This is a genomic window from uncultured Marinobacter sp., from assembly GCF_963974375.1.
In the GTDB taxonomy this organism is placed as follows: Bacteria; Pseudomonadota; Gammaproteobacteria; order Pseudomonadales; family Oleiphilaceae; genus Marinobacter.
In genome coordinates, this window is the sequence record NZ_CAXBDN010000092.1 from 1 (window position 1) to 14,527 (window position 14,527).

Consider the following 14,527-nt stretch of genomic DNA (forward strand, 5'->3'; position numbering starts at 1 on the left):
CCAGCTGGCAGCCAGCACGTGACGCCCACCCGTCCCAACTTCCCGGCAACGCCCAGAAGCAAAAAGCACTGCTGAAATGGCTGCTGACACGAGACCAGCCAGCCTCCGCGCCAGACATCCGGCAGGCCGGCTTTACCACTGCCCAGGCAAACGCGCTTGCAACAAAGGGCTTCCTGGAACAGGCGACCTTGCAGGCCTTTCGCACGCACCCACTGCCAGAGCTCTCGACGGCGCAGAAAGCAGCTTACGCGCAGCTTCCAGCAGCGAACAACAGATTTAGCGCAGCCCTGCTCTACGGCGTAACCGGTAGCGGCAAAACCGAAATCTATCTTCATTATTTACAAGAACAACTGAGTCAGGAGCAACAAGCCCTGGTGCTGGTTCCTGAAATAAATCTGACGCCTCAGACCGTCGCCAGATTCCACCGCTATTTCGGGGATCGTGTGGCAACCTGGCACTCCGCGCTGAATGATCGCGAACGCTTGCGTACCTGGCTCCGTATACGCCGGGGGGAACCCGTCATATTGATTGGCACACGCTCCGCCGCAATGCTTCCCTTCACCCGGCTCGGAGCCCTGATAGTTGATGAAGAGCACGACAGCTCATACAAGCAAGGCGAAGGCTTCCGCTATTCAGCCAGGGATCTCGCTGTGTATCGGGCGCACCTTAACAAGTGTCCGGTGATTCTGGGATCGGCAACACCCTCCCTTGAATCCGTCAACAACACCCTGACCGGAAAATACACGCTCACCAAACTGGAGGAGCGCGCCGGCGGGGCTCTTCCACCAACCATGAAGCTGCTGGACATCCGTAGTCGACCACTGGAAGGAGGTCTTGCAGCCCCATCGCTGACCGCCATTAGGGAATCCCTTGCCAAAGGCCAGCAGGTTCTGGTCTATGTCAATCGCCGCGGCTACTCCCCGGTCATGATGTGCTTTGACTGCGGCCACCTGCTGGAATGTCCCCACTGCGACAGCCGGCTCACCTACCACCGGCGCGATCGGGCCATGCGCTGTCACCACTGCGACTACCAGAGCGCGGCGCCAGAATTTTGCCCTTCCTGCCATACCGGCGCCATGAAACCGATCGGCCAGGGTACCGAGCGTGCAGAAGATGTGCTCGCAGGCACCTTTCCGGAGACTCCGATTATCCGCATAGACCGGGACAGTACACAGCGCAAGGGCAGCATTCAGGCCCTGCTGAAACAGGTCAACCAGGGTGACCCCTGCATCCTGGTTGGTACGCAGATGCTGGCAAAGGGCCACGATTTCCACAAGGTGACGCTGGTTATTGTGGTCAACGCTGATGGCGGCCTGTTCAGCACCGACTTCCGGGCTCCCGAGCAGATGACCCAGACTCTCTTGCAGGTAAGTGGTCGTGCTGGCCGGGGCAAGGAACCAGGCCTGGTCCTGATTCAGACCTGCCACAGCGATCATCCCCTGCTAACGGCATTGATCGGGGGAGACTATCTGTCAATCGCCAGACAACTTCTGGAAGAACGCAGACCCGGGGGACTACCGCCATTTCGGTCAATGGCCATCCTGCGGGCGGAGGGCGACACCATGGAGGACAGCATTCAATTTCTTGATAACGTCCGCACCCGGTTTTCACACCTTCCTGACGCCCCTTCAGTAGAGCTCTGGGGACCTCTGCCCGCAACGATTGCCCGAAGGGCTGACCGACACAGGGCTCAGCTGATCCTGCTATGCTCTTCACGAAGTCCCCTGGCAAAACTGCTCCAGAGTCTCTGCAACGAACTGGATGGGACTCCCCCGGCAAAAGGCGTTCGCTGGCAAATTGACGTTGATCCGATTGAGTCCGGCTAATGGCGGAGTGACTTTGCTCGCAAAAATAGATTTTTTAATTACCTGAAACCAGCTCACAGCTGCATGCTGAATCCTTGTGCTATGATCCAACGATACAACAACCAATGAAAACAGGCGTCTTCGTACCTATCTTGCCTCAGACATGTAAGAAGGGCGCAGGCTAAGCGCTGAAAAACTGGAGAAAAAGTAATGACAGGGAAATATTTTGCCCGCGCGACAGCATTATCGCTGGCGTTTTTCTTGGCAGCCTGTGGCGGTGATGAAAACTCCACACCCCTTGCGGGAGGCGGCGGTGGCACCGGTGGTGACGGGGGCGGCGTTGAGGAAGCCCAGGTTGGCTCACTGACATTGTTGACTGACCGACCACAAATAGGGTCTTCCGGCAGTGGGAGTGCAACCATTACCGCTCTTGTTCAGGACAGCAATGGCGTTGTCATGGACAGTACACCGGTCTCATTCTCCAGAACCGGCGGCGGAAGCCTCATTGTGCAAGATCCGGTAACCAATAGCGAAGGTAGAGCTGAGGCACGGCTGAACGCGGGCACTGACCCCAGCAACCGTACGATAACGGTAAGCGCCAGCGCCGGTAATCGCACCGCCTCTGTTGATGTGCGGGTTTCAGGTACCTCCCTTGCATTGACTGGATCTGAATCCATTGCACTGACTGACTCTGCACCTTATTCCGCACGATTGACCAATTCAGAAGACTCAGCCATTGCAGGAGTACCTGTTACGATCTCGAGCAGCCTGGGTAACCAGATAAATGCAGGTTCATTGACCACAGACGACGCAGGCCTCGTTCGCTTCAATCTCAACGCCACCATCGGCGGTACTGACAATGTTCGTGCAGAAGCCTACAGCGGTGAATCCCTGATCAGCGCCGAGGTGCCCGTGCAAATATCAACCGACAATTTTGCATTTACTGCACCCGCATCCGGTGGCGAAGTTGAATTGGGTGAGCAGGCAAACGTTTCTGTACTCTGGGAGTCCAATGGCGCTCCTATCGCGGATGGTTCAATAGTTGTGTTCTCTACAACCCGCGGCTCATTCACACCTGCAAATGGATCCGTGGCCACCAGTAACGGCGTAGCGCAAGTGACCATTTCCTCCGATAATGTTGGACCGGCAACCGTAACAGCGGTCGGCTCCGACGGCGGACCATCATCGCAACGCCAGCTTTTATTTGTGTCCTCAACACCAGACACTGTAAGCGTCCAGGCTGATCGCACGCAGATTGGCACCAACTCCTCCACTACCGTCACTGCGACCGTTCTGGATGTAAACAACAACCTCGTAAAGAATGCTACCGTCCGCTTTGAGCTTGATGACATTACCGGTGGCGAACTTTCTAACGGCACAGCAATTACCAACGAACAGGGCCGCGCTCAAACAACCTACACATCCAGCTCAACCACAAGCCGGACAGATGGTGTAGTAATCACCGCCAGAGTCAATGAATCCATCACCAACTCAGTAGGCCTTACCGTTGGCGGCAATGCCCTTCGCATCAACATAGGGACAGGCAACGAAATTGACGATAGCAACCTGACAAGGTATCAGGCTCCTTGGTCCGTTTTCGTAACAGACAGCAATGGTAATGCTGTCAGTGGCAAAGCCGTCAATATCAGCGTAATCCCAACCCGTTTTTTCAAGGGTCGTTTCGTGCGGGTTGAAGGCGGAAATCCGGATTTCCAGCCTATAAAAGTCGCAACCTGCCTATCAGAGGACACCGACAACAATGGCGTCTTCACGGAAGCCAAAGATACCAATCAGAACAAACGGCTGGACCCCATCCCTTCAGCCACTGTCCCCAACGCTATCACTACCGGCGTTGACGGCACGGCCGATTTTACCCTGACGTACCCAAAAAGTGAGTGTGAATGGGTATTGCAACGACAAGCGTAGGTGGCACTGAATCACGAGTCAGCCAACGCTTTGTGCTGGCCTGCACCAGTGAAGATCTGGACGAGGCGCCTCCAGGTAGCGGCATCAGCCCTTATGGAGAGCAAACAGGCTGCGATAACGATAATTAATTGAAGATACCGTAACAATCTGCCCCATTAACCATGGGGCAGATTGTTACGCCATGTGCAACGTGATTTGAGTACCCTTCTCCTTTCCGCGATAATAGCGCCCCTCAACCGTCGCATTTCAGCGGCCTCCGGATTCACTTCGCAAAACCGAGCCATCTGACAGCATGAAAGACACCGTAACCGAACTGCTTGAAGCGGCCCTGGCGGCCCTTCAGTCTGAAGGCACCCTGCCCGCGGACCAGACATTCACTCCGCAAGTGGGTAATACCAAAGACAAGTCCCACGGTGACTATGCCTGCAATATCGCGCTGGTGGCGTCGAAGGCCGCGGGTTGCGCGCCGCGTCAGCTGGCGGAGGCGCTTATTGCGAAGTTGCCGGCAAGTCCGGCCCTGGATAAAGTCGAGATCGCAGGCCCCGGCTTCATCAATTTTTTCATGAATGCGGAAAGTGCCGTCAGCATCGCTGCGGACATCCTTGCCCAGGGCAAGCAGTTCGGCCGCAATAATGACGGCCAGGGCCAGAAGGTTCAGGTGGAGTTTGTCTCCGCCAACCCGACTGGACCGCTTCATGTGGGCCATGGCCGCGGCGCCGCCATCGGCGATAGCCTGTGCCGGCTGCTGGAAGCCAATGGTTACGACGTTACCCGCGAGTTCTATTACAATGATGCCGGCGCCCAGATCAATAATCTGGGCCTGTCGGTGCAGTCACGGGTGAAAGGCCTGACACCGGAGCATGAACAATGGCCGGACGATGGCTACCGGGGTGACTACATTATTGACGTTGCGAATGCCTATCTCGCGGGCGAGACGGTCATCGCTGACGACCGCTCGGTGACCGGCAAGGCCGACCCCGACGATATGGACGCCATTCGCGAATTCGCCGTAGCCTACCTGCGCCGGGAGCAGGATCTGGACCTGAAAGCGTTCGGGGTGGAATTCGACGTTTACTTTCTGGAGTCCTCCCTTTATCAGGACGGCAAGGTTGACGCGACGGTGCAGCGACTGCAGCAAAACGGCTTCACCTACGAGCAGGATGGTGCCCTGTGGCTGAAAACCACCGAATTCGGCGATGACAAGGACCGTGTCATGCGCAAGCAGGATGGCGGCTATACCTATTTTCTGCCGGATGTGGCCTACCACCTGGACAAATGGCAGCGTGGTTTTACCACCGTAATCAATGAGCAGGGTGCCGACCACCACTCCACCGTAACCCGGGTCCGCGCCGGCCTGCAGGCACTGAACGCAGACATCCCCAGGGGCTGGCCAGACTACGTACTGCACCAGATGGTGATGGTTACCCGCTCCGGCCAGGAGGTGAAAATCTCCAAGCGTGCCGGCAGCTATGTCACCGTGCGGGACCTGATCGACGAAGTAGGCCGGGATGCCACCCGCTTTTTCCTGACCGCACGCCGTGTGGATTCCCAGCTAACGTTTGATATCGACCTGGCCCGCTCCCAGACCAACGACAATCCGGTCTACTACATTCAGTACGCGCACGCCCGCATCTGCAGCGTACTGCGCAAGCTTGCTGATGAAGGCGTGGTCCGTGAACGGAATCAGGTGGCTGGTGACCTGTCCCTGCTGAACCTGGATGAAGAAAAAGAGCTGGCCAACCAGCTGGCCCGATATCCGGAACTGATCCGCAACGCGGCCACTCAGCGGGAACCCCATCAACTGCCCCAGTATCTGCGTGAGCTGGCCGGCCAGCTGCATACCTATTACAACGCCCATAAGGTACTGGTGGAAGATCCTGCCTTGCGGGATGCCCGGGTTACCTTGTACCTCGCGGTTCGCCAGGTGATTGAGAACGGCCTCGGGCTGTTGGGCATCAGCGCGCCGGAAGAAATGTAAGCGGCCGGGGATACGTCAGGTGCCAAAGGATTACGCGCGCAAACAACCCAGCGGCAAAAAAGCGGCCACCACCCGGCCAGCTCGGCGTGCCGCTGCACCCGGAACGCGATCAACCCCGAAACGCCCGCCGGCGCGGGCCAGCCGCCAGTCCGGAGGTCTCTCTGTGCGTTGGATTCTGTCCCTGGCCGCCATTGGCGGCTTTATTGGTTTTATCGTTTACCTGAATACCCTGCCGACCGAACCAGAGCGGGGAGCTTCAGCTCCGGCTGTTCAGGCACCGGCCAAACCAGCGGCTGAGCCGGTCCCAAAGGCACGCCCTGACTACCGGTTCTACGATATGCTCCCGGACTCCGAGGTGGTGCCACCTGCGGTTGAGGAATATCGCCCCTCCCCCTCGCAACAAACCACCCGATACCTGGTGCAGACCGGTTCGTTCCGCAGCCAGGAAGACGCCGAAAGGCAGCGTGCCCAGATTGGTTTCCAGGGCCTGAGAGCCACGGTCAGTCGTATTGAACTGGACAGTGGGTCGGTCTGGTACCGGGTTAATGTGGGGCCCTTTGACAGCCGCAGCCAGATGAATTCCGCCGTCGACAAGCTGGTTGCCATCAGCATTCAGCCCCTGGTCCGCCACATTCCCAAAGAAGACTGAATCCGCGACGGACGTCCCCGTGATGACGGGATTTCCAGAGCCTGCCTTGAATTATCCGGCGCCGGGTCCATATACCGCTGACAGCCTTTTATAACCCCGAAATGCGCAACAGGAGCCTCAATGACCACGATACTTTCCGTACGCCGAGATGATGAGGTCGCCATGGGGGGTGACGGCCAGGTATCCCTTGGCAATACCGTCATGAAAGGTAATGCACGAAAGGTTCGCCGCCTTTACAACGGCAAGGTACTGGCCGGGTTTGCAGGGGGCACCGCCGATGCGTTCACGCTGTTTGAACGCTTCGAGGCCCAGCTCGAGAAACACCAGGGCAACCTGACCCGGGCCGCCGTAGAACTCGCCAAGGACTGGCGCACAGACCGCGCCCTGAGGCGACTGGAAGCCCTGCTGGCGGTCGCTGACAAAACCGCATCGCTGATCATTACCGGTAACGGCGATGTCATTGAGCCGGAACAGGGCCTGATTGCCATTGGCTCCGGAGGCCCCTTTGCCCAGGCATCGGCACGGGCCCTGCTCGAAAATACCGACATGAGCGCCCATGAGATCGTAGAGAAAGGCCTCGATATCGCGGCGGACATCTGCATCTACACCAATCATAATCGCACCCTCGAAGTGCTCTCAGCCAACGACTGAAACCGGAGCAACCATGTCTGCAATGACTCCCCGTGAGATTGTCCACGAGCTGAACAAACACATCGTCGGCCAGGACGAAGCCAAACGGGCGGTGGCCATCGCCCTGCGCAACCGCTGGCGCCGGATGCAGCTGGATGTCAGCCTGCGTGACGAGATCACCCCCAAGAACATTCTGATGATCGGCCCTACCGGTGTCGGCAAAACCGAGATCGCCCGTCGCCTTGCCAAGCTTGCGGATGCACCATTCCTGAAAGTGGAGGCCACCAAGTTTACCGAAGTGGGCTACGTAGGAAGGGACGTGGAATCCATCATCCGCGATCTGGCAGACATGGCCATCAAGATGCTCCGCGAGAAAGAAATGAAGCGCCATGAGAGCCGGGCCCTGGATGCCGCTGAAGAACGCATCCTCGACGCCCTGCTACCGCCGGCCAGAGGCTATGACGAAGACAGCCGTCCGGCAGAAGACTCGTCCACCCGCCAGCTGTTCCGCAAGAAACTGCGGGAAGGCCAGCTGGATGACAAGGAAATCGAGATCGATCTGAAGAACCCCGCCATGGGGGTGGAAATCATGGCGCCCCCGGGCATGGAGGAGATGACCAATCAGCTTCAGAGCATGTTCTCCAGCATGTCCTCCGAGCGCCGCAAGACCCGCAAGATACGGGTTGTCGATGCCATGAAGCAGGTCAAGGACGAAGAAGCCGCCAAGCTGGTGAACGAAGAGGAAATCAAGCAAAAAGCCATCTATGCGGTTGAGCAGAATGGCATTGTCTTTATCGACGAAATCGACAAAGTTGCCAAACGCTCGGAAAACGCGTCAGCGGATGTCTCCCGCGAGGGTGTTCAGCGTGACCTGCTGCCGCTGATTGAAGGCAGCACCGTCAGCACCAAGTACGGCACGATCCGCACGGACCACATTCTGTTCATTGCCTCCGGCGCGTTCCACCTGTCGAAGCCGTCGGACCTGATACCGGAACTGCAGGGCCGGCTGCCCATACGCGTCGAGCTGAAGGCCCTGACACCGGAGGATTTCCGCCGCATTCTGACCGAGCCGGACGCCTCCCTGGTACAACAGTACGAAGCGCTGATGGGCACCGAGGGCGTCAGACTCAGTTTTACCGAGGACGCCATCAAACGTCTTGCGGAGGTGGCCTGGAAGGTCAATGAGAACACCGAGAACATCGGTGCGCGACGCTTGCACACTGTCCTTGAGCGACTGCTGGAAAGCCTCTCGTTCGATGCCGGCGACAAGGTGACCGAGGTTTTTGAGGTGACGGCTGAATTCGTCGACGAGAAGCTTGGCAAACTGGCAGAAGATGAAGATCTGAGCCGCTATATTCTCTGACGGTCAGCGTTGCTGAAGGCGGTTTTTCAGAAACGAAATCAAGAAGGGCGCCCATTTGAGGCGCCCTTCTTTGTGTCCAAACACACGTAATGATAAAGAGGTGGGGGAATTCTTCACACTAGAGAGTTCGTTGAAGTAACTCTGCGACATCATCCAGCCTTCGCCCGAGGATACCCCGTTCGGCCCGCTTGCGACGGTGCCGGGCCACATAAAGCGGCAGCATTTCTCCATAGAGCGCGGTACTGATGGTGCGCTCGGAGTCTTCCAGAATCCGGCGATTGATACGCACTCCGTGCCGTGCCAGCACAGGCTCTATGTCATCGGCCCGATTCAGCAGATCTCTGCGGGTCATCTGGTAGGCGTGCTCACACACCATTCTGCGGGACTGGAAGCTGAAGACGTTCGAGAAAAAAAGCTTGGCATCGTCCCTGGTTGGCTCAAACAACACAATGTCCTTGTCAGGATAGTCCTTGGCGTATTGAGCTATGCCATTCTGCATCCGCGAGTACACCATGGTCCGGTACATCTGGGACAGGAGATTGGGCATACCGGAGCCGGTCAGTTCGCCGGGAATCATGGTGCCGGCCAGTTCCGCGGCCCTGGCGTCAATGGGCACCTGGGGATTCACCGCCAGCACCAGATCGGCGCCCTGATCAAACGCCACAGACGCATGCAGCCCCTTGCGGAAAGTACCGTCCACACAGTAGCGGCCATCAACCGCAACCGGCACGTACAGGCCGGGCGAAGCCATACTGGCCTGAATTGCTTTCGATATGGGCACATGATCCAGCCCTGGCGCACCAAAACAGACCGCTTCCGTGGTTTCCACATCCGCTGCAATCACAAACAGCCGGTGGCTCAGTTCGCGGAAGTCGTTGGTTCTTCCTGATGTGGTAAACGCCTGAGCCAAGTATTCCTCCAGCCCGGCGTTGTCAAACAGCCCCGACGGTGCGGCCTGAGCCAGAATGGTCAATCCCTCCAGCAGACTCTGATCGTAAGGATTACGGATAAACCGGCGAAGCGCGGTGGTAATCAGCCAGGGGGTGGCCAGCAGCCGGCGGCCGAACTCCCGGAACGCCGGCCGGTAGAATACTTCGGGATGAAAGGGGTGAGCTTCCGCCTCGTGCCTTACGAAAATCCGGCACAACTGTGCCGTTGTCAGCTGATTGGCAAGGTTGGCTGCCACGAAACTGCCGGAATTGACCCCCACATAAACCTCAAGGTCATTGAAGTCCAGTCCCTCCAGGGCCTCGTCCAGCGCCCGCAGCGCACCAATCTCATAGATGCCTCCCAGCGGCCCTCCACCACCAAGGGCAAGGCCAATACGGGGTTTGGGTCGGATTCTCGTTGGCCGGGCTGTCATGGTTCAATCCCTATCCGGTTTGTTCCAGCCTGAAAGCGGGAACAGGTTGCCTGCCCCAGGTTCACTGGGAAGCGTCAAAACTGGTCACCGGCACAGCGCCTCGCCCGGGCCTTAAATAGCGTCCGAAGCCGGCACTGCGCAACGCCAGATCAACACAGCTTTTGATCACGTGGGGCGAATCCAGCAACAACACGTCCTCGAGTAACTGCACTGCCCATTCGCGACTGATACTGCGAATCACCGATTTGACCTTGGGCAGACTGGCCGCGTTCATGGACAGGGCATCGTAACCCATGGCCATCAACAGCACAGCGCCCCCCGGATCGCCCGCCAGCTCGCCGCAAATGGTGACCGGCTTGCCCACCGAATGGGCGTCCTGGGCAATGCGAACCAACGCCTGCAACACCGCAGGATGATAGGAGTGATAGAGCTGGGCGACCCGCGGGTTATTGCGATCAACCGCCAGCAGATACTGGGTCAGATCATTGGATCCCACGGACAGGAAGTCAACCCGCTCTGCCAGCTCGCGAACCTGATAGACAGCCGCCGGCACTTCCACCATCACCCCGACCCGGGGCATGTGAATGTCGTAACCTTCTTCCCGCACTTCGTGGTAAACCCGGTAGATCAGGTGCAGGGACTCTTCCACCTCTGAAATATTACTGATCATTGGCAGCATGATCTGCAGGTTATTGAAGCCCTCGCTGGCTTTCAGCATGGCCCGGACCTGCACCAGAAAAATCTCCGGATGATCCAGACTGATGCGGATGCCGCGCCAGCCCAGGAACGGGTTTTCCTCGTTGATCGGGAAGTAGCTCAGGGCCTTGTCGCCACCAATATCCAGGGTACGCATGGTCACCGGATTGGGAGCAAACGCCTCCAGCTGTTCCCGGTAGTACTCACGCTGCTCCTGTTCGGAGGGGAAGCGCTCCTTGATCATGAAGGGCACTTCCGTTCGGTACAGGCCGATGCCTTCAGCACCATGACTCAGCGAGCGGACCACATCGGTCATCAGGCCTGTATTCACCAGCAGTGACAGGCGGTGACCGTCGGTGGTAATACAGGGCTTGTCCCGCAGCGCCTCGAGACCACGGAAGAGCTCGTCTTCCTCGTTGCAGATTTCCTGATAGTAGGCCCTCAGCTCCGGCGAAGGCGACGAAAAGATCTGGCCTTCGAAACCGTCCACGATCAGGTCTTTGCCGTCGAGCTGGTTAACCGGTATGTCCACCAGCCCCATAACCGTGGGTACACCCATGGCCCGGGCAAGAATGGCAACGTGGGAGTTACTGGAGCCCCGTACCGAAACCAGACCCAGCAACCGGCCCCGCGGCACTTCACCAAGCATGGCCGGCGTCAGCTCCTCGCTGACCAGAACGGTATTCTCCGGGTAATCGACCTGACGGGTGTCGCCTTCCTGCAGGTGCGACAGGATGCGGCGACCCAGATCGCGGATATCCACCGCCCGCTCCCGCAGATAGTGGTCATCCATCATCTCAAAATGACGAACGTACTGATTGACCACCAGTTTCAGTGCACCCTGAGCCCACAGCCCGTCGGACCGGATCTTGTTGGCCACCTCGCCAGGCAGCGCATCTTCACCAAGCATGCGCAGATAGACATCAAACAAGGCCTGCTCTTCCGGCCGGAGCTTGTCGGACAGCCGATCAGCCACTTTCTGAATATCCTCGCGTACCGCCCTGACCGCCTCGGCAAAGGATGCCAGTTCCTGCTCCGGATCATCGGTGGCCTTCTCCGGTACCGCGTCCAGATCCGCAGGCGGATAGACCACGACCCCTTTACCAATGGCAACGCCAGGCGCGCCGGGCACACCACTGAAGGACACATCCTGGGCGGCCTCTCCGGTCAGCGACAGGCCGCTCAGGGCGCCGGTGGCCTCACTATGGGCGATAACCCCGGCAAGCTGAGCGGAAACGGTAACCAGAAAGGCTTCTTCGCCCTCATCAAAGGTGCGGGACGCATCCCGCTGCTGTACCACAAGGACCCCGAGAACCCGTCGATGGTGAATAATGGGCACACCCAGAAAAGAGCGGAAACGCTCCTCACCGGTTTCAGGAAAATAACGGTAGCGGGGATGGGAGGGAGCGTCTTCAAGATTGATGGGCTCCTCACGGGAACCCACCAGGCCTACCAGGCCCTCAGAGTGAGCCAGACTGACCTTGCCGACGGCCTTCTGGTGAAGGCCTTCGGTCGCCATCAGAATGTAGCGGTTGGAAACCGGATCCAGCAGATAGACCGAGCACACCTCGGTGTTCATGGCGTCCTGTACCCGCGAAACAATGATCTCCAGCGCCTCCTTGAGATCACGGGCGCTGTTAACTTCCTGAACAATACTTCGCAAGATACCGAGCATATCGGGGGTCAATCCGTCATCGTTGTTGGTCCTGCAGGCTGCGGGCTTCTTCGGCACGCTGCCACTGATCTACCGTGTGAAACAACCGCGGCGCCAGTTCTCTCAGCGCACGTCGATACACTTCCCGCTTGAAGGACACAACCTGTCCCAGCGGGTACCAATAGCTGACCCATTGCCAGCCATCAAACTCCGGAGAGTCCGTGTGATCCACACGAACCGATTCATCCGGAGAAAGCATCCTCAGAAGGAACCATTTTTGCTTCTGGCCCACGCAAACCGGGTGCGAGTTCTGGCGTACCATACGCCGCGGCAAACGATACCGCAGCCAGCCCCTGGTACAACTGACGATTTCCACATCTGCTGCACCAAGACCGACTTCTTCTGCCAGTTCCCGGTAAAGTGCCTGTTCGGGCGACTCATCGTGTTTGATACCGCCCTGGGGGAACTGCCAGGAGTCTTGCCCGATTCGCCTCGCCCACAATACTTCACCTTTGTGGTTGGCCAGAATGATTCCGACGTTGGGTCTGAAACCGTCTGAATCTATCACGGTACAGTCCTGTCGTAACAAGTCGTTAAAGGAGTCCCAATATTCAGGGACTTTTCTTCCAGATTGCTTCCATTCTTACAGAAAGCCTACCGGTCGGCAAACGAAGCCGTTATATTTTCAGGATGTTAGAATGACCACCACCAAATAACTTCAGGAGTCCATCTTGACCCTTGCGATTTTTGATCTGGACAACACCTTGCTGGCCGGCGACAGCGATCACGCCTGGGGCGAATTCGTAGTGGATGCCGGACTGGTAGATGCAGACAGTCACCGGCGCCAGAATGATCAGTTCTACCAGGATTATCTGAATGGAGAGCTGGACGTGATGCGCTATCAGCGTTTTGCCCTGAATCCCCTGGTGGGGCGGGACAAGGACATACTTGATGCGTGGCACAAGGCCTTCATGAACACCCGGGTGAAACCCATGTTACAGGACAAGGCCAGCGCCCTGCTGGACGATCATCGCAAGCGCGGGCATACCCTGATGATCATTACCGCCACTAACCGGTTTGTCACCGGCCCCATCGCTGAGATCCTTGGCATCCGGCACCTGATCGCCACCGAACCGGCCATGGAAGACGGACAGTACACCGGGGATGTCGCCGGCACGCCCAGCTTTCAGGGCGGCAAGGTGATTCGCCTGCGGGAGTGGCTGCGGGAGAACAACGAAAATCTCGACGGTGCCTGGTTCTACAGCGACTCCCACAACGATCTGCCACTACTGGAACTGGTGGACAACCCGGTGGCGGTAGACCCGGATGCCCGGCTGGAAGCCTTTGCCCGGGAACAGGGCTGGCCGGTGATTTCCCTGCGGGACTGATTCACCACCCGGCGCCTGGGGTGGTCGGTGCAGACCGGCAGCGGGGTCCTAGAGAAACTCGGTCAGCGACCGAACGAAACAGGCCTTCAGGTAGTCCGTCTCGGGTATACCGGGCACCATCGGGTGGTCCGGTCCCTGGTAGCCCTGCTCCAGCAACTGGACAAAGCGATCAACCTTGCGCCCGCTGCCACGAATGATGTCCACCAGCTTTTCCCGGGACAGATGCATGGAACAGGACGCCGATACCAGCAAGCCATCCCGCTCCAGCAATCGCAAACCCAGCTGGTTGAGACGGGCATAGGCCTGCTCTCCGGCTTTCATGTCGCGCCGGCGGGGGATCAGTGACGGCGGATCCAGCACCACGATGTCGTATTTCTGTTTGTCATCGCACAATTGCTTGAGCACCTCGAAGGCATCCCCTTCCAGGGTGTCCACGCCAGTCAGGCCGTTCAGCGCCGCATTGTGGCGGACCGATGCCAACGCCTGTGCCGAGCTGTCGAGGCAGGTAACCGATGCCGCTCCGGCCGCTGCAGCCTGCAGCCCCCAGCCACCGGCATAGCTGAATACGTCCAGCACCCGTTTACCTTTGGCATACTGCTGCAGACGGGCCCGGTTCATCCGGTGGTCGTAAAACCATCCGGTTTTCTGGCCGCCGCTCAACGGCACTTCAAAGCGAACGCCGTTCTCACGAACCTCCAGCACATCCACCGGATCACCGGAGACCTGCTCGACATAAGAGGGCAACCCCTCCACCGACCGCATCTTGCCGTCGTTCTTGAGCACAATGGCACGGGGATGCACCAGCCGCTGGACGCCCTTGATAATGGTGTCCTTCATGGACTCCATTCCGGCGGTCGAGATCTGCACGACCACCACATCACCAAACCGATCGATCACCAGCCCCGAGAGCCCGTCGCCATCACCGAATACCCAGCGGTACCAGGGTTCAGGAAACACCCGGTCACGCAATTCAAGTGCCAGCTCAAGACGTTCGGTCAGGCGCTTTGGCGTCATTCCGGCCAGCGGATTCCGGCTGATCAGACGTCCGCAGATCAGTGCGTGAGGATTGACGAAC

General features: G+C 58.3%; 11 protein-coding genes. 7 read left to right on the plus strand and 4 right to left on the minus strand.

The genetic code is table 11. The features are described from left to right. The 6 genes from AAC035_RS09705 to hslU all read left to right on the plus strand — a co-directional run. A partial coding sequence (locus AAC035_RS09705; protein WP_339803162.1) for a primosomal protein N' occupies positions 1-1,826 on the plus strand: 1,826 nt, incomplete at its 5' end. Positions 1,827-2,015: 189 nt separating this feature from the next. Beyond that, complete coding sequence (locus AAC035_RS09710) at positions 2,016-3,731, plus strand: Ig-like domain-containing protein (RefSeq protein WP_339803165.1); 1,716 nt, start codon at positions 2,016-2,018, stop codon at positions 3,729-3,731. Positions 3,732-4,023: 292 nt separating this feature from the next. After that, the gene (gene argS / locus AAC035_RS09715; RefSeq protein ID WP_339803168.1) at positions 4,024-5,709 is read left to right on the plus strand and encodes an arginine--tRNA ligase; all 1,686 of its coding nucleotides are present in this window, start codon (positions 4,024-4,026) and stop codon (positions 5,707-5,709) included. Positions 5,710-5,872: 163 nt separating this feature from the next. Beyond that, positions 5,873-6,358 carry an SPOR domain-containing protein gene (locus AAC035_RS09720; RefSeq protein WP_339803171.1) on the plus strand — a complete coding sequence of 162 codons (486 nt, stop codon included), beginning with the start codon at positions 5,873-5,875 and terminating at the stop codon, positions 6,356-6,358. 120 nt (positions 6,359-6,478) lie between these two features. Then, the gene (gene hslV, locus AAC035_RS09725; protein WP_339803174.1) at positions 6,479-7,009 is read left to right on the plus strand and encodes an ATP-dependent protease subunit HslV; all 531 of its coding nucleotides are present in this window, start codon (positions 6,479-6,481) and stop codon (positions 7,007-7,009) included. Positions 7,010-7,022: 13 nt separating this feature from the next. After that, positions 7,023-8,351 (plus strand): ATP-dependent protease ATPase subunit HslU, encoded by a 1,329-nt coding sequence (hslU, locus tag AAC035_RS09730; protein WP_339803177.1) that lies wholly within the window; start codon positions 7,023-7,025, stop codon positions 8,349-8,351. Positions 8,352-8,469: 118 nt separating this feature from the next. On the opposite strand, the gene AAC035_RS09735 is transcribed toward hslU, so the two are convergent. From AAC035_RS09735 to AAC035_RS09745, 3 genes are all read right to left on the minus strand, one after another. Beyond that, complete coding sequence (locus AAC035_RS09735; RefSeq protein ID WP_339803180.1) at positions 8,470-9,714, minus strand: patatin-like phospholipase family protein; 1,245 nt, start codon at positions 9,712-9,714, stop codon at positions 8,470-8,472. 61 nt (positions 9,715-9,775) lie between these two features. Continuing rightward, positions 9,776-12,085, minus strand: coding sequence for a phosphoenolpyruvate--protein phosphotransferase (gene ptsP / locus AAC035_RS09740; protein WP_339803183.1), 2,310 nt, complete (start codon positions 12,083-12,085; stop codon positions 9,776-9,778). A gap of 16 nt (positions 12,086-12,101) precedes the next feature. Continuing rightward, complete coding sequence (locus AAC035_RS09745; RefSeq protein ID WP_339803185.1) at positions 12,102-12,632, minus strand: RNA pyrophosphohydrolase; 531 nt, start codon at positions 12,630-12,632, stop codon at positions 12,102-12,104. Between the two features lie 163 nt (positions 12,633-12,795). Between AAC035_RS09745 and AAC035_RS09750 the strand changes: the two genes are divergently transcribed. Beyond that, positions 12,796-13,452 (plus strand): HAD family hydrolase, encoded by a 657-nt coding sequence (locus AAC035_RS09750; protein ID WP_339803188.1) that lies wholly within the window; start codon positions 12,796-12,798, stop codon positions 13,450-13,452. Positions 13,453-13,500: 48 nt separating this feature from the next. On the opposite strand, the gene AAC035_RS09755 is transcribed toward AAC035_RS09750, so the two are convergent. Next, on the minus strand, positions 13,501-14,527 hold a 1,027-nt coding region (locus AAC035_RS09755; protein ID WP_339803191.1), incomplete at its 5' end, for a class I SAM-dependent rRNA methyltransferase.

Bases quoted from the DNA above. Each gene is read 5' to 3' on its own strand.
- AAC035_RS09710 (WP_339803165.1), top strand. From the start codon at position 2,016: ATGACAGGGAAATATTTTGCCCGCGCGACAGCATTATCGCTGGCGTTT.
- argS (WP_339803168.1), top strand. From the start codon at position 4,024: ATGAAAGACACCGTAACCGAACTGCTTGAAGCGGCCCTGGCGGCCCTT.
- hslV (WP_339803174.1), top strand. From the start codon at position 6,479: ATGACCACGATACTTTCCGTACGCCGAGATGATGAGGTCGCCATGGGG.
- hslU (WP_339803177.1), top strand. From the start codon at position 7,023: ATGTCTGCAATGACTCCCCGTGAGATTGTCCACGAGCTGAACAAACAC.
- AAC035_RS09735 (WP_339803180.1), bottom strand. From the start codon at position 9,714: ATGACAGCCCGGCCAACGAGAATCCGACCCAAACCCCGTATTGGCCTT.
- ptsP (WP_339803183.1), bottom strand. From the start codon at position 12,085: ATGCTCGGTATCTTGCGAAGTATTGTTCAGGAAGTTAACAGCGCCCGT.